Annotated in this window: 24 protein-coding genes, 1 tRNA gene and 1 pseudogene; 8 read left to right on the forward strand and 18 right to left on the reverse strand. The window is 27.4% G+C overall.

Annotated elements, in window-relative coordinates:
- Window positions 1-211: 211 nt before the first annotated feature.
- The 6 genes from KI686_RS06135 to KI686_RS06160 form a co-directional block, all read right to left on the reverse strand.
- Window positions 212-2,299, reverse strand: a complete 2,088-nt coding sequence (locus tag KI686_RS06135) for a peptidylprolyl isomerase (protein ID WP_237588392.1) — start codon at window positions 2,297-2,299, stop codon at window positions 212-214.
- Window positions 2,300-2,421: 122 nt separating this feature from the next.
- Entirely contained in the window at window positions 2,422-3,687 is a 1,266-nt protein-coding gene (locus KI686_RS06140) for a hemolysin family protein (RefSeq protein ID WP_237588393.1), read from the reverse strand.
- Between the two features lie 16 nt (window positions 3,688-3,703).
- A complete protein-coding gene (locus KI686_RS06145) occupies window positions 3,704-3,910 on the reverse strand; it encodes a hypothetical protein (protein WP_237588394.1) in 207 nt (68 codons plus the stop codon).
- Window positions 3,903-4,475 carry an LPS export ABC transporter periplasmic protein LptC gene (gene lptC, locus KI686_RS06150; protein WP_237588395.1) on the reverse strand — a complete coding sequence of 191 codons (573 nt, stop codon included), beginning with the start codon at window positions 4,473-4,475 and terminating at the stop codon, window positions 3,903-3,905. The genes KI686_RS06145 and lptC overlap by 8 nt, the downstream gene beginning before the upstream one ends.
- Before the next feature lie 4 nt (window positions 4,476-4,479).
- Window positions 4,480-5,802 (reverse strand): tetratricopeptide repeat protein, encoded by a 1,323-nt coding sequence (locus KI686_RS06155; RefSeq protein WP_237588396.1) that lies wholly within the window; start codon window positions 5,800-5,802, stop codon window positions 4,480-4,482.
- Window positions 5,803-6,130: 328 nt separating this feature from the next.
- On the reverse strand, window positions 6,131-6,859 hold the full coding sequence (locus KI686_RS06160) for a type III pantothenate kinase (protein ID WP_237588397.1): 729 nt from the start codon (window positions 6,857-6,859) through the stop codon (window positions 6,131-6,133).
- A 97-nt stretch (window positions 6,860-6,956) separates the two neighbouring features.
- Between KI686_RS06160 and KI686_RS06165 the strand changes: the two genes are divergently transcribed.
- Window positions 6,957-7,029, forward strand: a tRNA-Phe gene (locus tag KI686_RS06165).
- A 173-nt stretch (window positions 7,030-7,202) separates the two neighbouring features.
- On the opposite strand, the gene KI686_RS06170 is transcribed toward KI686_RS06165, so the two are convergent.
- The 6 genes from KI686_RS06170 to KI686_RS06195 all read right to left on the reverse strand — a co-directional run bounded on the left by KI686_RS06170 (window position 7,203) and on the right by KI686_RS06195 (window position 10,102).
- Complete coding sequence (locus KI686_RS06170; protein ID WP_237588398.1) at window positions 7,203-7,586, reverse strand: VOC family protein; 384 nt, start codon at window positions 7,584-7,586, stop codon at window positions 7,203-7,205.
- Between the two features lie 172 nt (window positions 7,587-7,758).
- Window positions 7,759-8,256, reverse strand: coding sequence for a hypothetical protein (locus tag KI686_RS06175; protein WP_237588399.1), 498 nt, complete (start codon window positions 8,254-8,256; stop codon window positions 7,759-7,761).
- A gap of 108 nt (window positions 8,257-8,364) precedes the next feature.
- A complete protein-coding gene (locus tag KI686_RS06180; RefSeq protein ID WP_237588400.1) occupies window positions 8,365-8,739 on the reverse strand; it encodes a hypothetical protein in 375 nt (124 codons plus the stop codon).
- Between the two features lie 88 nt (window positions 8,740-8,827).
- A complete protein-coding gene (locus KI686_RS06185) occupies window positions 8,828-9,061 on the reverse strand; it encodes a hypothetical protein (RefSeq protein ID WP_237588401.1) in 234 nt (77 codons plus the stop codon).
- 11 nt (window positions 9,062-9,072) lie between these two features.
- Complete coding sequence (locus KI686_RS06190) at window positions 9,073-9,678, reverse strand: thiamine diphosphokinase (RefSeq protein WP_237588402.1); 606 nt, start codon at window positions 9,676-9,678, stop codon at window positions 9,073-9,075.
- 67 nt (window positions 9,679-9,745) lie between these two features.
- On the reverse strand, window positions 9,746-10,102 hold the full coding sequence (locus KI686_RS06195) for a MotA/TolQ/ExbB proton channel family protein (RefSeq protein WP_237588403.1): 357 nt from the start codon (window positions 10,100-10,102) through the stop codon (window positions 9,746-9,748).
- Window positions 10,103-10,316: 214 nt separating this feature from the next.
- Here KI686_RS06195 and KI686_RS06200 point away from each other — a divergent pair, with 214 nt between their 5' ends.
- The 7 genes from KI686_RS06200 to KI686_RS06230 are packed head-to-tail and all read left to right on the forward strand — an operon-like array spanning window position 10,317 to window position 16,419.
- Window positions 10,317-11,366, forward strand: a complete 1,050-nt coding sequence (locus tag KI686_RS06200) for a sensor histidine kinase (RefSeq protein ID WP_237588404.1) — start codon at window positions 10,317-10,319, stop codon at window positions 11,364-11,366.
- Between the two features lie 9 nt (window positions 11,367-11,375).
- Window positions 11,376-12,089, forward strand: coding sequence for a LytR/AlgR family response regulator transcription factor (locus tag KI686_RS06205; protein WP_237588405.1), 714 nt, complete (start codon window positions 11,376-11,378; stop codon window positions 12,087-12,089).
- Between the two features lie 36 nt (window positions 12,090-12,125).
- On the forward strand, window positions 12,126-13,205 hold the full coding sequence (locus KI686_RS06210) for a diphosphomevalonate decarboxylase (RefSeq protein WP_237588406.1): 1,080 nt from the start codon (window positions 12,126-12,128) through the stop codon (window positions 13,203-13,205).
- A 25-nt stretch (window positions 13,206-13,230) separates the two neighbouring features.
- Window positions 13,231-13,626, forward strand: coding sequence for a toxin-antitoxin system YwqK family antitoxin (locus KI686_RS06215; RefSeq protein WP_237588407.1), 396 nt, complete (start codon window positions 13,231-13,233; stop codon window positions 13,624-13,626).
- A gap of 52 nt (window positions 13,627-13,678) precedes the next feature.
- On the forward strand, window positions 13,679-14,605 hold the full coding sequence (locus tag KI686_RS06220) for a mevalonate kinase family protein (protein ID WP_237588408.1): 927 nt from the start codon (window positions 13,679-13,681) through the stop codon (window positions 14,603-14,605).
- Window positions 14,606-14,610: 5 nt separating this feature from the next.
- A complete protein-coding gene (locus KI686_RS06225) occupies window positions 14,611-15,528 on the forward strand; it encodes a geranylgeranylglycerol-phosphate geranylgeranyltransferase (protein ID WP_237588409.1) in 918 nt (305 codons plus the stop codon).
- A 36-nt stretch (window positions 15,529-15,564) separates the two neighbouring features.
- On the forward strand, window positions 15,565-16,419 hold the full coding sequence (locus KI686_RS06230) for a pseudouridine synthase (protein WP_237588410.1): 855 nt from the start codon (window positions 15,565-15,567) through the stop codon (window positions 16,417-16,419).
- Window positions 16,420-16,505: 86 nt separating this feature from the next.
- Here KI686_RS06230 and KI686_RS06235 read toward each other — a convergent pair whose 3' ends face one another.
- From KI686_RS06235 to KI686_RS06260, 6 genes and pseudogenes are all read right to left on the reverse strand, one after another.
- Entirely contained in the window at window positions 16,506-16,784 is a 279-nt protein-coding gene (locus KI686_RS06235) for a hypothetical protein (protein WP_237588411.1), read from the reverse strand.
- A 556-nt stretch (window positions 16,785-17,340) separates the two neighbouring features.
- Entirely contained in the window at window positions 17,341-17,895 is a 555-nt protein-coding gene (locus KI686_RS06240; RefSeq protein ID WP_237588412.1) for a thioredoxin family protein, read from the reverse strand.
- 167 nt (window positions 17,896-18,062) lie between these two features.
- Window positions 18,063-19,271 carry a BaiN/RdsA family NAD(P)/FAD-dependent oxidoreductase gene (locus KI686_RS06245; protein ID WP_237588413.1) on the reverse strand — a complete coding sequence of 403 codons (1,209 nt, stop codon included), beginning with the start codon at window positions 19,269-19,271 and terminating at the stop codon, window positions 18,063-18,065.
- Between the two features lie 95 nt (window positions 19,272-19,366).
- On the reverse strand, window positions 19,367-20,329 hold the full coding sequence (locus KI686_RS06250) for a GYDIA family GHMP kinase (protein WP_237588414.1): 963 nt from the start codon (window positions 20,327-20,329) through the stop codon (window positions 19,367-19,369).
- A 125-nt stretch (window positions 20,330-20,454) separates the two neighbouring features.
- Window positions 20,455-20,937 (reverse strand): DinB family protein, encoded by a 483-nt coding sequence (locus KI686_RS17310; RefSeq protein ID WP_497801188.1) that lies wholly within the window; start codon window positions 20,935-20,937, stop codon window positions 20,455-20,457.
- Window positions 20,920-22,188: pseudogene (locus KI686_RS06260) on the reverse strand (hydroxymethylglutaryl-CoA reductase, degradative); the annotation flags it as partial. The pseudogene KI686_RS06260 and the gene KI686_RS17310, both read right to left, overlap by 18 nt.
- Between the last annotated feature and the right edge of the window lie 89 nt (window positions 22,189-22,277).

Genomic DNA, 22,277 nt, shown 5'->3' on the forward strand with positions numbered 1-22,277 from the left:
ACCTTTTTGATTTCTCAAAAAGGTTTTTTTTTATAAATGATGTTTATTTCGTTTAACAGAATGAATTCAACTAATTATAAAGAACACTATTTACTTTAGTATCCTATTATAGTTCTATTACTTACAATAATTAATTTATCCACTTTAATAAAACAAAAAAATCCGTTCAAAAAATGAACGGATTTTAAATTTCTTATAAGAGAATTAATCTCTAATTACTAACATACATATTAGCTCTATTATCTTCTATATCTGATGCTTTTTTAATTGCCTCATACATAGAAAACGTATTTCTTTTTCTAGCTTCAGAAATAGTTTTTCTTGTTGTTTCGTAGTTAGGCAATGCTGTAGGTAATTCTTTAGCTAATAGCATAAATGCATACACACCTTTGTTTCCTTCTATATTTTTATATACTTTGTTAAGTTCTGCATTATACATTGATCCAACCACTTTTGGCTCAGAACCAGCTCCTGATAAAGTAGGGCTTTTTAAAGTTATTCCGTTAGAAGTTCTAACATTTGTTTTGTTTTCTTTTGCAATTTCTTCTAGAGTACTTGCATTAAATTTATCTGCAATTATCTTTGCCTTCTTTTGATTTATTAAAATTGGCTTAACGGTACCTGTTGCTTTTGCTGCAGGCATTAATCCCTTTTCTGTTTTAGATGTTACAAATGTAACTATATGGCTTCCTTCTAAATCAAAACGTCTAAAATCTCCAGGTTTTGTATCTCCACCAAAAGCCCAAGAAACAATTTGTCTTTGGTTACCTAAACCAGGTACATTTTCATCTAAAACTTTTATACCAACTACAGGTCTTGTTGTATATTTATTTTCTTTAGCTTTTTCAAAAAACTTTTTGTCTTTAGATACTTCTAAAGCAAATTGCTCTGCTTTTTGAAAAACTTCATTTTCTGTTGTTTCTGATGCAATAATTTCTCTACCAAATGTTGCTAATTTTACAACTTTTTGCACATTTTTCTGACCATCTACTTTAATAACATGGTAACCAAATGGTGTTTTTACAACTCCTATTTCTCCATTTTTACTTTCAAAAACAAAATCTCTAAAAGCAGGAGTCATTCTGTTATAACCAAACCAATCATAAAAACCTCCTTTATCTGAAGAACCTTTGTCTGAAGAAAATTCTTTTGCTAAATCTGCAAATTTATTTTTATTCTTTTTTACAACATTCATTAAACTATCTGCTAAAACTTTAGCTTCATCGTCTGTTCTTGTTATGTCTGCTCCAGAACTTTGCGCACCTAAAAACGGAATTAAAATATGACTAGCTTTTGCTGAATCCGGTAAATTTGCTATTTCTGTTATTTTAGAAATTTTAAAATAACCTTGATCTTTATATGGTCCATAAACATCTCCCTTTGCTCCTTCAAAAATTTGTGAAGCGATAGTACTTGTTACTTGGTTTTTAAATTTAAAATTATCATCTAAATTTATATCAGAATCATTTTCACTTAAAAAGTTAGCCTCATTAGATGTTTCTTTAAAATCTTCAATTAAATCTGCAACTTCAGCTTTAATTGTATTCTCATCTTCTGTAGTTGGTTTTATATCAAATTTCACATAAGAAATATCTCTAGATTCTTCTACTTGAAAGTTAGAAGAATTATCTTTAATATAAGCTTCAATTTCAGATTTAGATACACTCACTAAACTATCTGCAACAGATGTATAAGGCACATAAACAAACTTAGCATCTAGTTTTGTATTATCTGCAAAGTATTGAAACTCTCCTTCTTTTAAAGAAGCTCCCAAACCAGCTGTTACTAAGCTATTATATGTATTTCTTGCAGCATTATCTTTTATCTGAGTCATATAATTAGACCAAGCAGCCCACATTTCTGGACTATTTTCTTTTGTATCTGCTAAAAATTGTTTGAATTTAGATTCATCAAAAAAACCTTCAGTTTGAAACTGAGGACTATCTTTTACAGATGGAGCGCTAATTACTTCATTCCAAACATCTGCTTCTCCTACAGTAATACCTGCTTCAGATAATTGGTTTTCGTAAATTTTTTGTCTAACAATATTATCCCAAACAGTTTTTGCTGCTTGCATTTCTGTTACAGTATTACCTGTTTGTTGTTTATATGCTTCTAAAGCTGTAGAAAACTCTTGTCTAGAAACAGACTCTCCATTAATTTCTCCTACTTCATTTACTTTACTTGAGTTGAAAAAATCACCTAAAGTAGATGGATCTAATACAAATGCAAAAAGTGCTAAACCAATTATAATGATTAAGAACATCGAACGTTCTCTAATTTTTGATAAAATTGCCATACGTAATTTATTTAATTTCAGGTGGCGAATATACGACTAGGGATTTAATATTGCAACCGATTTTTTACTTATTAACAGTTGCCTCTAAACTGCCGTTATTGTTGTATATGAATGTGTTAATACTAGTCTTCTTCTGTAACAATTTTTAAGTGTACTTCTTCTATTTTAGCACTACTCATTTTTAATATTTTAATCTGAAAACCTTCTACTTCTAAAACTTCACCTTTTTCTGGTATATTTTCTGTATAATCTATAATAAATCCTCCTAAAGTTTCATATGCTTCTGATTTTGGTATCTCTAAATTATATTCTTCATTTAGATAATCTACTTCTAATCTTGCAGAAAAATTAAACTCATTTTCAGATATTTTTTTCTCTAAAAATTCTTGAGTATCATGCTCATCTTCTATTTCTCCAAAAAGTTCTTCTACAATATCTTCTACGGTTATCATACCAGAAGTTCCTCCGTATTCATCAACAACAATAGCAACACTTTTTCTTTTTTTGATTAAAATGTTTAAAATATCGTTTATCAACATAGATTCCGGCACAATTTCTACAGGCAATAATATAGATTTAATGGTCTTTGGCTTTTTAAATAATTCAAATGCATTTACATAACCAATTGTATCATCTAAAGATATTTTATACACCAACACTTTAGACAAACCTGTTTTTATAAATGTGTTTTTTAAATTAGAAACCTCTTCATGCAGTTCTACAGCTTGTATTTCTGTTCTTGGCACCATAACCTCTCTAGCTTTTACATTGTGGAAATCTAGTGCATTTTGAAAAATTTGGATTTCTGAATCTACATCGTCATCATCATTACCAGTTTCTAATTGCTCGGTAATATAGTAACCTAATTCTTCTTTACTAAACTCAGTTTGTTCTTCTTCTGCATCAGTTTTAAAGAAAACACGAAGAAAAAAATCTGATATAAAAGTTATAGATTCTGATATAAAGTGAAAAAGTACATAAAAAACATATGCTGGTACTGCAAATATTTTAAGTACTTCATTTGCATAAATTCTAAAAATAGCTTTTGGTAAAAACTCTGCTGTAATTAGAATTACTATTGTTGAAATGATTGTTTGAATAAGTAGAATAGAAAAATCATTAAAACTATCTAAAGGGAACATTCTTGCCAAAAATATACCCATGTAATAACTATAAATTACTAATGATATATTATTACCAACCAACATGGTAGTAATAAATTTTGATGATTTTTGGGTTATTTTATTAAGTATTTCTGGTATAAATCCTTCTCGTTTTTTCTCTAATTCTATATGAAGTTTATTTGCAGAGACAAATGCAATCTCCATTCCTGAAAAGAATGCAGAAAGGATTATTGATATAAATATAATTATGACTTCAACTTCCATTAAGAAATTTACAAAACTATTTATTTAAATTATTTCTTTTTTCTACTTTTTTTCTAAAATGTCTTTTAAAGAAAAAAACTAAAGTAATAAAAATAGAAGCACCAATAAATAAATATCCTTTTTCCTTCTCAGAACCAGAACTGATTCTAATAATGCCTTCTATTAAACAAATAACAGCTACTATTAAGTAACCGTATTGAAAAAATTTCCAAATTTTATTCATCCTTAAACTCTTCTGATGTTTCTAACCTTCCGGTTGCTTTTTTTGCTAAATGTTTACTTAAATCCTCTTTACACTCAAAACCTACACCATAAATAGTATCTTTTAATGTTGTTAATGTAAATGGTTTTTCTGAAAAGAAATAATTTGTATTTTGGTCCCAGAATAATTGATCTGTTTCTAGTTTAGATTTATCAGTATGATTAATTACAACCACATTGCCTTCTATTTCAGAAATTAAAGTTTTAGAATAAGATAAAGCATAGTCACCTATTATAGTTACAGAATCTTTCCCTTCTATATTTATAATTTTTATTCCTTCTGGAAACTCACTATAAGGATGTTCACTTCTATTACTAAAATCATACATTAATGGTGTTATTATTTTAGAAGTTATTCTTCCAGAATCCTTATAAACATGATAAGCATTTTTAGAAATACCTATAGGTAAGTTTTTAGAAACTAAAAAGTCTCTAACCTCTTTAGTACTATTAGAACAAGAAAAAAGCACTACTGTAACACATAGTACAGCAATGCTTTTTTTTAATATTTTATTTATTTTTTTCAAAAAATTATTTTGATGGAACTTTTACAGTTTCTCCAATCCAACATTTAATAGCATAACTACTACCTGGATTAACACCTGCTGTAAAAATTACTTTTTGACTAGGTACATTACCTCTATAACTTCTTATATATTTTCCTGCTACTGCAGAGATACTAGGATCTACAGATGCTGCTCTTTGTGCTTTATTTAAAGCTGCAACATAAACCATTCTTTTTTCGAACTCATTTGTACCACAATTATTAGCACTTGATGCATATAAATTAGCAATAAATAAATAAGCTCTACCAGAGTTAGGGTTAAGACTAATAGCCTCTCTAGCTAAAGATCTAGCTTTACTAAATTGTCCTTTAGACTTTGCAGATTGAGCGAATTTTAATTTATACTTAGACTTCTTTAATGGGTCTGTTTCTAAATCAAATGACTTTTGTCTCATTTCATCAGCTCCTGCATTATCACCTGCATCTTCTAACACACTTGCTAAGAATGAATATGCTTCTGGAGATGGAGAAGCTTCTGCATAAGCTCTAACTAACTCTTGATACAAAGGATCTTCTTGACATTCTTTGTTAAACAATCTAGAAACTGCTCTTTTTAACCAAATAGCATCAGATTTGTGTGCTTCAAAATTTCTTTTATATAAAGGTATCAATCTCTCACAAGTTGCAATATCAGAAACAATTGCGTCTAACCCACTTTCTACAGTACCTAATGCTCTAGAGTTTGTAGAATAAGCATGTATTTTCTTTTTATTAGCAACAGAATCTACAGATAATTTTTTTAATTGTACTGCATATCCTTCTAATTTTTTATTTACATTTTCTAATACATCATCATAAGTATCAAAAACTTTTTGAGGATCTGTGTCTTTATTTCTATCGGTTACTCCTTGAAAATATTTGTATAAATTTTTAACTCCCATTTTAGTTGGATCTATACTATATCCTTTTTCTAAAATAGTAAAAATTTCATCTTCTGTTGATAATTTATTATCTGCTAAATAAGTTGCGTAATCACTGTGTACTTTTGCAGGGTTTTGATTTGGAAAAAACTCTAATCTTTGCTCATAAACTCTTTTTGCTAAAGCAGGATCTTTTCTTACATCTTCTGCTAAAGTAGAACCATATTTGTAAACATTTACTGATAAATCTTTACAGTTATCCATTAAATAAATCCAATTCGTATAAGCTTCTTCATACTTTTTAGATTTAAAATCACCTAAAAAAAGATTGTACTTTATTGCACATTCCCTGTTTGCATCATCCTGAGCATTTGTTTTTGCTGTCATTATAAACAATAATGCAGCTAGTAAAAACGTAATTTTCTTCATTTTATTAGTTTTGTGTTAATTTACTTTTCTCTATTGAAAACAATTTACATCTGTCAAAGATAAACTTAATCTAAAATTAAAATAATTTTATAGTCTTAAATTATTATTAGATATTAATTTTTAACAATAATCATATATCTTCAAAAATAATTGCTTCATCGCTAAATCTAAACCAAAAGATGTGCCAAATTAATAATTTACAGAAAAAATTATTTTAATTGAACCTATATAAAAGAATAAAACATATTATATAAATATAGACTCTAATAAAAAAAACAATTCGTTTTTAACTATTTGACAAACTTTTTTTTACTAAAAGAGGATAAAATTATTTCTTTAAACTGTAATTCAAAATTTCATTTAATCCGTTTAATAAAAAATTTTGATCAGCAAATATGCTACTTTTTAATTGTTTTAACAAGAATTTTGTATCTCCACCAGTTAAAACAATTTTTAATTGGGAATATTTTTTTTTATATTGATTAATAACTCCATCAATTTCTTGAATCACTCCATTTACCACGCCAGAATTCATACAATCTTTAGTACTATTACCTATAAAATTACTTACCTCTTCTTTTTCTAAAAGAGGTAATTTTGCCGTAAAATGATTTAGTGCATTAAACCTCATATTAATACCAGGAGATATTGCACCACCTAAATATTCTCTTTCCTTATTTATAAAATCGAAAGTAATGCATGTTCCTGCATCTATTATTAACACATTATTATTGTTGTATTTATTTACAGCAGCCATTATTAAAGCAATTCTATCTACTCCTAAAGTTTTGGGTGTTTTATACAAATTCTTAAAAGGAAGTTTTGTGGAAGAAGAAATTATCTTAATCGGAATTAAATTTTGCAATTCTTTAAGTTGATTTTCTGAAATTGTAGCAACATTAGACATGATTCCGTTTGATATTGAATATTTTTTTAAAATATTTTTCACTTCTAACAAAATATTTTTTTTATCGCACACAACAACCTCCAACAAGCTATCTTTCTCAAAAACAGCCACTTTAATTCTTGTATTACCAATATCAATTATTAAATTCATTTTTCTTTCTTTTATAAATTCAAAAATACAATACATTTTTTAAAATTTTACTTGCAGATATTAAAAAAGGATGTATATTTGCAACCGCTAAGGCAATGGTACCTTAGCTCAGTTGGTAGAGCAAAGGACTGAAAATCCTTGTGTCCCTGGTTCGATTCCTGGAGGTACCACTTAAAACCCTATAAACGTAATGTTTATAGGGTTTTTTCTTTTTAGAATATTAACTAAATATAACTTATTATATAAGCTTTACTGATGCTTTAAAACATTAAAGTTAAAAAATGCAAACCGATAAAATCTCTCAAGTTTTTTACAAAAAGCCAACGAAACTTATTTATCTTAACTAAAAATCATTATTTACTTCAATCCAATAATTATCAGGATCTTGAAAATAGACTTGTTTAATACCGTCTTTTCTAATATAATCTTTGTTTTTAGAGCCAATCCAATCAGAATAATCAATTTTTAATTCTAATAAATGTTTTACAAATGCATCTATATTAATTGTAGATACCGCAAAATGAACAGCTTTATTTGTTTTGATTTCAAAATCAGGACGAGGAATAAGATGCAACTGTTTTCCTTCTCCAATAGACAACCATCTGGTTTTAGAGTTAGATGCAGTATTTTTAATTTCTTCAAATTGGAAAACAGTTTGGTAAAAATTGATAGATTTATCTACATCTTTTACAGAAAGCGCTATGTGGTTAAATAAAAAAGTATGCATTGCTTATTAAAATTACTTTGTAAATATTAATTTAATATTTCTAATTTTTAACGTTCCTTATTATCTTTTAAATTAATAAGGTGTTTTTAGAAATGTAAAAAATAAAAATAATCAAAAAAACAACAATGAATCTTACTCTGCAAAAAAAGAGAATAAGATTCATTGTTATTTATTAGGCAACTTTACCAACTCTAGTTTCTGCAAGAATATTATTGATAATTGTGTTCCATCTTTCTAAAGAATCGTATTCATTTGCCAATTGAAAACTAACATCAGCATTAAAGAATTCTAAAGTAATATTAGGTTCTTTTTTATTAAAAGCACTAAGATTTAAATTTAACTTATCTATAATTTTTTCGTTATTATTTAATGTCTTATTAATGTTATTTATTTCACATTTTTTTACCGAATTAAGATCTACAAATAAAAATTTATTGCTTTCTCTAGCTTTACGCAAAAAGGAAATTGTTTTTTTAGATTCATCTAAGCCGATTGCAAAATACTGATTCACTTCATGTTTAGTTATTTCTGAATTGTTTTGTTTTGCAAAATCTGTAAGAGCATTTAATAATTGTTTTTCTTTTTTCTTTTTGTTTCTGCTTGTTAATACAAAAGGTAATGTACATATTACAATACACACTAAACCTATAATAATTGTTCCTAAATTCATTTTTATTGTTTTAAATTTTGATATAATAATTTCTGTATGAAACGGTAAACCGCAACATATTAATAAGTTAATAGCTATTGTTTAATAGCCTTTAGTATGAAGAAAATATTACCAAAAATTATGAAAAGGAAAGATAATATCAGATTTTCTATATTTAATCCGTGTGTTATCTAATTGGTTAATGTACTGTTTGTACTTAGCATTAAACAGTAATTTGTTTAAATAAGAAGTAGCCAGAATATCGCTAGGAGCGAATAAAAAATTAGGTGTAAAATACTCTAACAACTCACTAACAGAATTTTCTGCTTGTTGAGTATGTGTATAAAGAACTTTAGAAGAAGTAATTAAATATTTTACATTTTCCTGGTTTTCAACAACGTTTTGCTCACCTAAATAAGGCAACGTTTTTGCAGAAAGACCTAACCCAAAACAATAAATTGCAATGAGTAAAAATGCTTTAAATATTTGATGCTTCTGTTTCATTATTTTTTCTAAAAAATAGAAGTTGCAAATTTAGTTTTTTTAAAATAGAATCATTTAAAAAAATACGTTAACATTTTATAGCAACAATCTAAGCAATTTCCCCTCTATGAGGTTTTAATGCATCTTTGTAAATTTTCATATCCTTTTCATCTACAGTTATAAAAGCAGCAAATAACATCGGGTTTTTTTCTTGAATATCGATTTCAAAGAAAGTTAAGTTTTCTAATGTTGCAAATTCTTTTAAATGTATGGTATGATGTTTTGCAGTTTCTTTTGCATCCGGACCTCTAAAATCCCACAATAATTTTATTTTTCTACTCAATTTTTCTGTTTTTAATGGTTGATAAAAATAAACAAATTGCCCGTTTTAAAAGTAATTTTCACTTTATTAGTAATAGCTTTGTTTCTGGTTCCAATTCTTTTTCCTAAAGTTAAATCTTCATTATTTAAAGTATATTGCAAACCTTCTGTTGTAATATTTGTAGCAATATGAAAAGGAACTAAAGAAACTATTTTGCCTTTACAGTTATTAATTTCAATGCTTTTATCTGCTAAAAAATAACGACTGTATTCATCAAAAAAAGTAAGATTCAATTTGTTTTGCCAATGAATTGTAGTGTGTAAATTACCTAGAAAATGATCTTGTTCTTTTCCGCTTCCTCCATAAACATCAATATTTGTAAAACCCTTATCAAACAATATTTTTAAAATCTTATCAAAATCTGTAAAGTTTTGATTTGGTGTATGAATTACCTCAATATCTTTTGGTAAATTTTCTAAAGAATCAAAATCACCACTAATAAAATTGGGTTTAATTTTATGTTTTTTTAAATATTGATAAGCGCCATCTGTTGCACAAATAACAGTGTAACCAGAAAGTTCTGGAAGTTTTTTAGGCGGTTTACCATTTAAAAGTAAAAATACTTTTTGCTTGTTCATAAAACAAAAATACCCATTTCTTAATTAATGAAATGGGTGTTTTGTAATGTTTAAAATAAGTTACGTTCTATTTTTCTCTTAAAATAAGTCCGATAATGCCAAGCCTTGCAATTAAAAAAGTTACTGCCCCAAAAGCAGGAGAAAGTAAAGCTATTTTTAAACCAGTTGCTAATACGTTATGAGAAATTCCTTTAGATACAGAAATTGCATCAAAAGCTCCAATTAAACCAATCATCATTCCTAAAAAACCCCAAACCAAAGCAAACAAACTGATTGATTTTATTAGTTTTAAAGATTTTTCATTTTTATCTCCTTTTAAGAGCGTTTTAATTATTAAAAGAATACAAATAAGAAGTGCAACTAATGTTGTGTACATAAATAACGGGCCACCATCATTTAAAAGATTTAAAGGTAATAATTTCATAATGAGTTATTTTTTAAGATTTATATTTTTCAAAAGTATTTTAAAGTAACTTTTAATAATTAAAAAAATGATGTTCTAAGTGTGTTAAGCTCTAAACTACAAAATTATTACTGCTTTCTACAAAAATGAACTATTTTGGTAGAATAACCACTTTTTTATGAATTTCGCCGTAAAAATATATCTGTTATCATAAAAAATAGGATATTGTACTTTAATGAAAAATATACATCCTTTTATTAAGTTTATTTTAAAAACAGTATTGCATACTTTTTTCTGGGTTGCAGTGTATTTTTTTTATACCTATTTTTTAGGATATGGTAGTAACAATATAAAATATGTAAATGAATTTTCGGCATTTTTAATGCCAACAACAATTATTGTTTCTTATTTCTTTTTGTATTACTTAATCCCCAATTATCTTCAAAATAAAAAATATTTTTTATTTGTTTTATATAGTATTTACACATTTATAATTGCTACATGTTTTTTAATTTTATCAATATTATATGGTTTTATATTATTAGAAAACACAGGTAATCAATCTGTAATTCCTTTAACCAAAAGCTTACCTTTTATAATTTTAGGAGTTTATATGGTGGTTTTATTTATAATAGTAATTGGGTTAATTGGTTATAATTATTTAGCACAGGTTAAAACAGAAGATTTAAAAAACAAGTTTTTAGAAACACAACTACAACTAAAAGAGCAAGAATTAAAGTTTTTAAAAATGCAAATTCACCCACATTTTCTATTTAATTCCTTAAACACAATTTATGGTTTTGCAATTGCTAAAGCAGATGAAGCTCCAGAAATGATTTTAAAATTATCTAATTTGTTAGATTATATTTTATATCAAGTAGAAAAACCAAAAGTGTTTTTAACAGAAGAAATAAATCATTTAGAAGATTATATTTCTTTAGAAAAAATGCGCTTTCACGATACTTTAAAAGTTAATTTTAAAAAAGAAAATATAGGTAATACTTTTCAAATTCCGCCAATGTTGTTAATTCCGTTTGTAGAAAATAGTTTTAAACACGGAGTTTTAATTAATGGAGTTTTAACTGTTGATATTCAGCTAAAAATTGATGAAAATTTTTTGTTTTTTGAAGTAGAAAATTCATCAATAATAAAAGATGAGGCAACAACCGGAATTGGATTAGAAAACATAAAAAAGAGATTAGAAATGTTGTATCCTAAAAAGCATCAATTAGCTATAATTGATAAAAATGATACTTTTAAAGTAAGTTTAAAAATTGAGTTTTAAATTATAAAAATGAATCAAATAAATTGTGTTATTGTTGATGACGAGCCTGTTGCAAGAAAAATTTTAGAAACTTATGTTGCTAAAATACCTAATTTAAACTTGGTTAAAAGTTGCAAAAATGCCATGGAAGCTTTTGAAATAGTAAATTCTGCAAGCATAGATTTATTCTTTTTAGATATTAATATGCCAGATGTTTCTGGGTTGTCTTTAGCAAAATCTATCAATAAAAAATCTAAAATTATTTTTACTACCGCATACAGAGAATATGCTATTGATGGTTTTGATTTGCAAGCAGTAGATTATCTGTTAAAACCAATTGCTTTTGATCGTTTTTTACAATCTGTTAATAAATTTTTTGAAACACAAACTACCGTTTCTAAAAAAGTAAAAACTGTAGAAACTTCTTTAAAAAATAACTACATTTTTGTAAGATCAGAGCGTAAAATGGTAAAAGTAGTATTTGATGAAATACTGTATGTAGAAAGCCTATCTGATTATATAAAAATTTATACAACAGAAAAAGTTTTAGTTACAAGAGAAACCATTTCTAATATAGAAATGAAATTACCTTCTCAACAATTTTTAAGAATTCATAGATCTTATATCGTAAATTTAAACAAAGTAGATTCTTACACCAACGAATTATTAGAAATTGGCAAAAAAGCAATTACTATAAGTAGAACTTATAAAGAAAACGTGCTTAAAAAGTTAACGGATATTTAAATGAAATAGTTTTATCTTTGAGGCAAATTTAATACTTTGAATACATCACAATTTATTGCAAAATCGGTAGAAAAATCAATAGAAAAAGCAACTTTTACGTGGCAAACACCAAGTAATATTGCTTTGGTAAAATATTGGGGAAAAAGCAATCCTCAAATACCAAAAAACGCTTCTATTAGTTTTACATTAAACAATTGCCATACAATCACTACTATAGAGTTTCAGAAAAAAGAAAAGTCTGAAACTGTAGATTTCGATTTGTTTTTTGAAGGACAACAAAAAGAAGAGTTTAAGCCAAAAATTGCTGATTTTTTTACAAGAATACAAACATATTGTCCATATATTTTTGAATATAAAATGATTATTAATTCAGAAAACTCTTTTCCTCATTCTAGCGGAATTGCTTCTTCTGCAAGCGGATTAAGTGCTATAGCTAGGTGTTTAATGAGTTTAGAGTCTGTATTAAATCCAGATTTATCATCAGAAGAAATTAATAAAAAAGCTTCTTTTTTAGCGCGTTTAGGATCTGGAAGTGCAAGTAGAAGTATAGAAGGTCCTTTAGTTGTTTGGGGAAATCATCCAGAAATAGAAGGAAGCTCAGATTTATTTGGAGTACAATTTCCTTATAAAGTACATTCGGTTTTTAACAATTATCAAGATGCAATTTTATTGGTTGATAAAGGAGAAAAACAAGTTTCTAGTACCGTTGGTCATAACTTAATGCACAATCATCCGTATGCAGAAAATCGTTTTAAACAAGCCAATGAAAATTTAGGAAAAATGTCTTCAATTCTTCAAAATGGAGATTTAAAAGCATTTGTTAATTTGGTAGAAAGTGAAGCTTTAACACTACACGCTATGATGTTAACAAGCAATCCGTATTTTATTTTAATGAAACCAAACACGTTAGAAATTATCAATAAGATTTGGGAATATCGCGAAGAAAATAACAGTAATATTTGTTTTACGTTAGATGCTGGTGCAAATGTGCATGTTTTGTATCCAGAAGCAGAAAAAGAAGCTGTAAATTATTTTATAGAAAATAAGTTGGCTAAATTCTGTCAGAAAAATCAGTATATTTGTGATAGTGTGGGCTTTGGAGCAAAAAAAATCTAATTTTCTCTTTTAATTTTTATCAAAAATGAAAATTTTTAACAAATTTATAATTTTATTTATTTTCTTTTTTTCTATCACTATTTCTGCACAAAAAACTACATGGCTTAATGCTGCTTTAAAAGAAACACAAAAAGCAAAAGCGATTTATTATAAAGTGGTTTCTAAAAACAAAGAAAGTGTTACATTTTATTACAAAAGTGGTAAAGTTTTTAGAAAACTAAAGCTTGTAAACGGAAAAGAAATGGGTGCTTTTTCTGAATTTTATGAAACAGGAGAAATTAAAGTACAAGGAAGATATAATAATGGTTTAGAGGAAGGTGTTTGGAAAACGTACGATAAAAAAGGAAAAATTAGAGAAAAAGGAAAATATGATAAAGGAGAAAAAGTAGGTGTTTGGAAAACTTTTTATAAAAATTTTTAAATCAAACTTTTAACATATTTTTTATACTTTTGTAATACTATAAAAAAGAAAAATGAAAGGACCATTATTTTACGCTAAAATTCTTCTTTTTGGAGAATACGGAATTATTAAAGATTCTAAAGGTTTAGCAATTCCGTTTAACGCTTACAGAGGTGCTTTAAAAACTTCATCAAATTTAACAGGCAAACCTAAAATTTCTAATGAAAATTTAGAACGCTTTTATCAACATTTAAAATCTTTAAAAACAAATTTAGTTTCCTTTAATTTAGAGGGTTTTAAAAACGATATTGATAACGGAATGTACTTTGATTCTTCTATTCCGCAAGGTTACGGTGTTGGTAGTTCTGGTGCTCTAGTTGCTTCTATCTATGATAAATATGCTTTAGATAAGATTACAGTTTTAGAAAACTTAACTAGAGAAAAATTATTAAAATTAAAGGAAATTTTTTCTTTAATGGAATCTTTTTTTCATGGTAAAAGTTCTGGTTTAGACCCTCTAAACAGTTATTTAAGCTTACCAATCTTAATAAACTCTAAAGATAATGTAGAACCAGCTGGTATTCCTTCTCAAAAAGAAGGAAAAGGTGCTGTTTTCTTATTAGATTCTGAGCAAATAGGAGAAACAGAGCCAATGGTAAACATCTTTATGAATAAGATGAAAAACGAAGGTTTTAGAAAAATGATTAGTGAAGAGTTTGCTACTACAACAGATGCTTGTATAGAAGATTTTTTACATGGTAATGTAAAATCTTTATTTAGCAATGTAAAATCTTTATCTAAAATTGTTTTAAAGAACTTTAAACCAATGATTCCTACTGCTTTTCATAAAGTTTGGGAAAACGGAATTATTACCAACGAATATTACTTAAAACTTTGCGGTTCTGGCGGAGGTGGTTATATTTTAGGTTTTACAGAAGATTATGCTAAAGCTCAAAAAAGTCTTAAAAACTATAAATTAGAATTAGTTTATAGATTCTAAATTATATGATAAATTTTAAAATAAAAAGGTTTATTTTTAAATTTTTCAGCATACTTTCTGTAATAAGAGGGTATAATATTTTAGTTTTAGTTTTAGCGCAGTATTTAGCAGCTATTTTTATTTTCTCTCCACAAAGCTCTGCAAGAAATATAATTTTAGATAGAGATTTGTTCTATATAGTTTTAGCAAGTATTTGTGTAATTGCTTCTGGCTACATTATTAATAATTTTTATGATGCAAAGGTTGATAGAATTAACAGACCTTTAAAAACGGGTATAGATAATTATGTAAAACAATCTACAAAATTAAAATTGTATTTTACTTTAAACTTTTTAGGATTTGTTTTTGGTTATTTAATTTCCTTAAAAGCAGCCTTATTTTTTGCAATTTATATCTTCGGGATTTGGTTTTATTCCCACAAGCTTAAAAAGTACGCTTTTACAGGCTTAGTTTCTGCAACTATACTTACAATCTTACCTTTTTTTGCTGTTTTCATATATTTTAAAAACTTTTCGAAAATAATTTTTGTTCATGCTATCTTTCTATTTCTTGTATTAATGGTTAGAGAGCTAATTAAGGATTTACAGAACATGAAAGGAGCTATTGTAAATGATTATGACACTTTTCCTGTAGTTTATGGAGAAAAAAAAACAAAGCAATTATCTATTTTTTTATTAATATTAACTGTTTTTCCTGTTGTAATTTTATTCAGTTATCCTGCTTTAAGTTATATGAGATTTTACTTTTATTTTGCTTTTATAGTCTTAATTTTCTTAGGATTTTATCTCTGGAAATCTACAAGAGTAAAACAATATATTTTAATGCATAACATTTTGAAAATCTTACTTTTAATTGGTGTTTTGTCTTTAGTTTTTATTGATACATCACTTATTGTAGAAAAAGTGATAGACCGATTGAATTAAACTTTTTTATGCTTATTTTTGCAAAAATTTTAAGTAATGAAATCAAATAAAAACTCGTCGAGAGGACGACAAGAAGGTAAAAGAAACACTCCTTTAAGCAGAAAAAGTAAACCTTTAGCTAGAAAGAGTCCTAAAAAAACTTTTACTAAAATTAAAGAAACTCAAAAATCTGATGAATCATCAGGAATCCGTTTAAACAAATATATTGCAAATTCTGGTGTATGTTCTCGAAGAGAAGCAGATACATATATAGAACATGGTAGTGTAGAAGTTAACGGAAAATTAGTAACAGAAATGGGCTACAAAGTACAACCTACTGATGTTGTACGTTTTGATGGAACTTCTATTTCTCCTGAGCAAAAAAAATACATTTTACTGAATAAACCTAAAAACTACATTACCACTATGGATGATGATAGAGGTAGAAAAACAGTAATGGAATTGGTTGCTAATGCATCAAAAGAAAGAATTTACCCTGTTGGACGTTTAGATAGAAACACTACAGGTTTATTATTATTTACAAATGATGGTGATCTAGCAAAAAAATTAACACATCCAAAACACAATGTACGTAAATTATATCATGCTTCTCTAGACAGAAAACTAGATTTAAAAGATTTAGAAAAGTTAAGAGGAGAAGTAATAATTGAAGGCAGAAAAGTATTTATTGATGCAGTTTCTTATGTAGACGGGCAACCAAAAACAGAAATAGGAATTGAGATACACTCTGGTAGAAACAGAATTGTACGTAAGATTTTTGAACATGTTGGTTATAAAGTAAATAAATTAGATAGAGTTATCTTTGCAGAATTAACTAAGAAAAACTTACCAAGAGGTAGGTGGAGAGAACTTACTAATTTAGAGTTAGCTAATCTTCAAAAAATGCAATAAACAATTAAAAAACTGCATAAAAACAAAAAACCAGCTTATCTTATCAAAGCTGGTTTTTTTTGTTAGATCTTTTAAACTACTATAAATTAGTCTGTAGTTGCAGGAGCAGTTGTTCCTGTACAAGTTGTAGTAACTTCATAAAGAACACCCTCTACAGTTGTTTCTACAATAGTGTTAGCATAATCACATACAGCTCCTGGTAAGCTAGGAAATGTATTATCAGAAGTTTGCACTATAGTTCCTGTTTCTGTATTTACAGTTTCTTGTGTACAATTACAGTTTTCTGAAGACTCTTCACAACTTGTAAATAAAGTTGCTGATACCATTAGTGCTAATGTTAATTTTAAAATTTTTGTTGTTTTCATTTTCATTTTGTTTATGGTTTAGGGTTCGTTACCTACTTCAAAATTTAGTTGGCTTTTCGGTTAATTCCCAACATAAAATATTAGTCAATTTATTTGATAATTAAATGTTTGCGTTACAAATTAAAGGTATTTAATCTAATAAAGCAATACTTTTTAAAATCTATTTCTAAAAAATTTAACATACTTATTAACAGTTAATTACCGTAATTTTAGTCAAATTCTCCTTTAAAATATGTAATCAATAATTTTACCCTCCTAAAAACAAAAAAAACAAAAAATAATGCTGTTTTATTTTTAAAACAACAAAAACAAAAGAACTTATTATTTTAAATAAGTCACCCTAAAAAAGCATTTTTTTTCTAAAAAAAAATGCATAGCAAAGAATATATCTTATTTTTTTTCTAAAAAAACAAAATGAAATAACCAAATTATGGTTAAAAATGACAAAATTAGACGCTAATAATCTCTAAATTATATCGTCTTTTTAAGATTATCATTTAGCATAATAGTAATTTCCTCTAAAAAATAATCTTTTAATAAATAAGTAAGAAAAATATTATTTCCATTTAATACCACACCCCATACTTGGCTTTTGGCTTTCTATGATGGATTTATTTTCTAATAAATTATCCATAGAAGACCTTAAATCTTTTCCTGTAACGGGTTTTCCATTTCCAGGTCTAGAATCATCTAATTGCCCATGATAAACAGCTTTTAATCCTGCATCAAAAACATAAAAATCAGGTGTACAAGCAGCATCATAAGCTTTTGCTACTTCTTGAGTTTCATCATATAAATAAGGAAAAGGATATTTTTCTGTTTTAGCTAACTCTTTCATTAACTCTGGTGAGTCTTGTGGGTAATTCTCTACATCATTAGAACTTATTGCAATAAAACCAATTCCTTTTTGCTGATATTCATTAGCCATTTTTACTAATTCTTCATTTACATGAATTACAAACGGACAGTGATTGCAGATAAACATAATTACTGTTCCTTTTTCTCCTTTTGCTTCTTGTAAAGTAACTAAAGAGTTATCTACTGTATTTATTAAAGTAAAATCTGGTGCTTTTGTACCAACTGCAAATTCGTTTGATTCTGTTCTTGCCATTATAATTAGTTGTTAGTAGTTAATTTTTGGTTTGTCAGTTCTAGTGATTTCATTTTTTTTTATCAAAATTCTATCGAAAACTTTCATAACGTAAAACTTATTCTCAATACAAATTTAAAAACTTTCATTTTTAAATTCACTCGAATTAACAGTTTTACCAAATCTAGTTATTCTGCTAAAGATTTCGCACAAATAAAACCACTTGTCCATGCATTTTGAAAATTAAAACCTCCAGTAACAGCATCAATATTTAAAACTTCCCCAACAAAAAATAAATTTTGATGCTTCTTACTTTCAAAACGTTTAAAATTAATTTCTTTTAAATCTATTCCGCCAGCAGTTACAAATTCATCTTTAAAAGTGGTTCTTCCGTTTGCGTTAAAAATTCCTTTTGTTAGTTGATTTGCTAAATTTTCTAATTGTTTATTGTTTAAATCTGCCCAATTTTGTGTTTTATTTATTTCTGAAGCAATAACAAAACGTTCCCACAATCTTTTAGAAATCTCAGAAAATGGAGATTTTAAAACAACCGTTTTTCTTGGTTCTTTCTTTTTTAAATTTAAAAGAACATTTAAAACCTTATCTGTTGGTCTAGACAACCAATTTACTTCTACATTATATTGGTAATTTTTATCGGCTAAAATTCTTGCGCCAAAGGCGGATAATTTTAAAACTGCTGGTCCACTCATTCCCCAATGTGTAATTAGTAAAGGCCCAGATGCTTCTAATTTTGTTCCAGAAATAGAAACCGTAGCATCTGGAACAGAAGTACCTAACAAATCTACCAACCTTTTATCATTAATATTAAAAGTAAATAAAGACGGCACAGGTTCTATAATTGTATGATTTAATGTTTTACACATTTCCCACACTTTTTTAGAACTACCTGCTGCAATTACAACTTTATCTGCTTCAAAATTTTGTTCTTTTGTGTTTATAACCCATTTATTATCTTGTTGATAAACAGAATTTACACCACAATTTGTTAATACTTTTATATTTAACTTATCAACAGCATTTAAAAAACAATCTATAATTGCTTGACTAGTATTAGCTTCTGGAAAAACACGATTATCTTCTTCTATTTTTAAAGGTACTCCTCTTTCTTCAAACCACTCAAAAGTATCTCCGGTCATAAATTGATGAAAAGGTCCTAGCAATTCTTTTTTTCCTCTAGGATAAAATTCGGTTAATTCTTTTGGTACAAAACACGCATGTGTAACATTACATCTTCCACCTCCAGAAATTTTTACTTTCTGCAAAACATCTTTTCCTTTTTCAAGGATGATAATATCTAAATCCGGATTATTTTCTTTGGCATTTATTGCTGTAAAATATCCTGCTGCTCCTCCTCCAATAATTACTACTTTACTCATTTCGTATAACTTGTATAAAACCTCTCGACTGCGCTCGAGGAGACATTTAAATCTTTAGTTGTCAGATCGAGCGCAGTCGAGACCTAAAATCTTTATTATAAAACCATTTCTTGATATGTAAGAATTGTTTCAAATCCTTTATTTTTAAAATATGTTGGTGTTGACGTATTACCTGTTACTAACACAAAATCTCCTCCCCAAGCACCCAAACTTTTTATTGCTCCAAAATAATCTGGAAATAACTTTTCTTTTACTGGTTTTAATTTGATTATTGAACTAATTATTTTTTCATGCTCAACAATTAAATTTTCAAATTCTTTTAATGAATCTACTTTTAAAAAAGCATCAGAAATTTCTGAAATTCTTTTTATTTTTCCTTTGATGTCATATTTAGCACAATCAAGATGTTCTCTAAATTTTGCAATTCCTTCTTTAGAATCTTGCTTTTGATTTAAGTGTACAAAAAACAAGTTTTCTTTAAAACTTGGATCAAAATTAACTTGTTGCACTTTTGGTGTCATTTCTAGCGCAGTAGAAAAATCTTTTTCTATTTGATAAAAAATAGGAGTGTTATTTTGCGCACAAGCAATATCATAACCACTTCCTTTAAAAGAATTCCACAACAAGGTAAAAGCATCTACTTGTGCCCAAGTTGCAATAGAGTTTATTAAAGTAGATGAAGTTCCTAATCCCCAATTTCTTGGAAAAGTTAATGCTGTTTTAATCATAAATCCGGTTTCTGATGTTAAAAAATCTGGATTTATTTTTTTTGCTTCCGTTAAAATTTCTAACAAGGTTTCTGCAATAACCTCTCCACTTCCCTCTTTATCAGAATTGTAAGTACAACTTATTAAACGTAGCTTTTTTAAATCAAAAACAGCTTCGAACCAACACTTACCTGTATGCGTAAAACTGCCCCAAATAATTTCTGGTTCTTTTATTTTTTCTATTATTAAATCTTGCCCAAACTTTGTTGGAATTGCCAATGATTTTGCGCCATCTAAAACAAGATATTCTCCTGTTAGTAATAGTTTTCCGTTTGAGTAAAAATTTTTCAAAACAACTTTGTCTGGTCGAGCGCAGTCGAAACCTTTTTATGATAACTCTTTTTTACGACCTCTCAACTGCGCTCGAGAAGACTTTTTTAATTTTATAATTTTCTGTATTTACAGAAAAAAACTAATTATAACACGTTAAATTGTTTAAAGTGATGTGTAAAATGTTTTACTTGAAATTTTTTCCAATACTCAAAATCTAACTCTCCAAAAAACGGATGTGTTATTTTTCTATCCATATCCTCTGTAAAAACTTTTACAAATAATTGTAACTGTTTTTTTAAATCTGCTATTGCTTCATCAATAGAATTAAATTTTAAAGCAACCGGTTCTTCTGATGTAAATGATGATTTAAAACCTAATTCTAATTCGTTTTCAGAATCTAAAAATGGTTTTCTACGCGCAGCTTTTTCATCAGCAACAAAAACATCAACCTTCCAATTTCCGTTAGCAATTTGTGTTACTGCACTTAAATGTTCTATCATTTGTTGTGCATTCATTTTTCCGAAAACAGGTTTTGTATTTAAATTTAAAGTTGATAAACTTGAAGATATTTTATCTAAATTTAAAAAATCTACCCAATTTATTTTCGGTTTTCTTAACTCTTTTATTTTTTCTACAACACCAGAATGTGTTACTGTTTTTTTATCAAAATAAGCTGTAATAATTTCTTTTTCTTGGTCATTTGCATCAAACTGGTTTAAAATATTTTGCAAATGCATTTTCATGTGTCCGTGTTGTATACCTTTAGTAGTTAAAGCTCTTAAGGCTGCAAAGTTCTGAGCCAAACCTGCTGCTGCCATAATTTGCATTAATTCTTTTGCAGATGGTTTTTGCAACATTTCTAAAGACATTTTTGCCATCGGGTGTAAAGCGGTTAAACCACCAACTGTACCTAAAGCCAAGGGAATTTCTATCCAAAATTTAAAAATCCCATCATCAATAGAACAATGAGATAAACTAGCATATTGGCCAGATTTAGACGCATATGCATGTGCACCAGCTTCTATTGCTCTAAAATCGTTACCAGTTGCCAACACAACAGCATCAATTCCGTTCATAATTCCTTTGTTATGTGTTACTGCTCTGTAAGGTTCTATTTCTGCAATTTTTACCGCTTGGTAAAATTTCTCTGCAAATTTCTGCGGATTTTCACCTCCTAAATCTTCAATCTTACAACTAACCTCTGCTCTTACCAAACATTCTGGCACGTAGTTAGAAAGGATGCTCATTACAATCTCAATTTCATCATTTCTAAATTCATTGGCAATTGCCTCTAAACAAGAATTGATAAAATTTGCTCCCATAGAATCTTTCGTTTCAAAGGTTACATGTAATTGGTAATAATTGGCCAATTTATCGGTTTTATCTACCAATTTAATATCTAAAATTCCGCCGCCACGTTTTTCCATATTTTTAGTAATGGAAGCTGTTGCTGCAAATAATTCGGTTTTATTTTTGTTAAAGTAACTTTCTAATTCAGCTTTTTCTCCTGCAAATATAAAATGAACCTGCCCAATTTTTGTAGTACCTAAAACAGTAGTTTTAAAACCACCTTTTGTACTCCAAAACTTACCAACTAAAGAAGCTGCAGCAACTACAGAACTTTCTTCTATAACCATTGGTATTACATATTCTTTATTATTAATTACAAAGTTTGGCGCAACACCAAAAGGCATGTAAAAATTGGTAATTGTATTTTCTATAAAATCATCATGGAGTTGTTGTAAATCTTCATCATCATTCCAATATTGTTTGATAATATTTTTAGTTTCTTTTTGGTTGTGAAAATAATTTTCTGTTAACCAATTAATTTTCTCTGCTTTGGTATACTTAGAAAAACCAGAAATAAGTTTGCTCATTTATTAAGATATAAAACTATAAAGAACAAAGATAAGTGAAACTGCTATAACATTATGTTTTAATCAAGATTTATGCTTTTTTAAGATAT

The organism is Polaribacter sargassicola (assembly GCF_021991835.1).
Taxonomy (GTDB): domain Bacteria; phylum Bacteroidota; class Bacteroidia; order Flavobacteriales; family Flavobacteriaceae; genus Polaribacter; species Polaribacter sargassicola.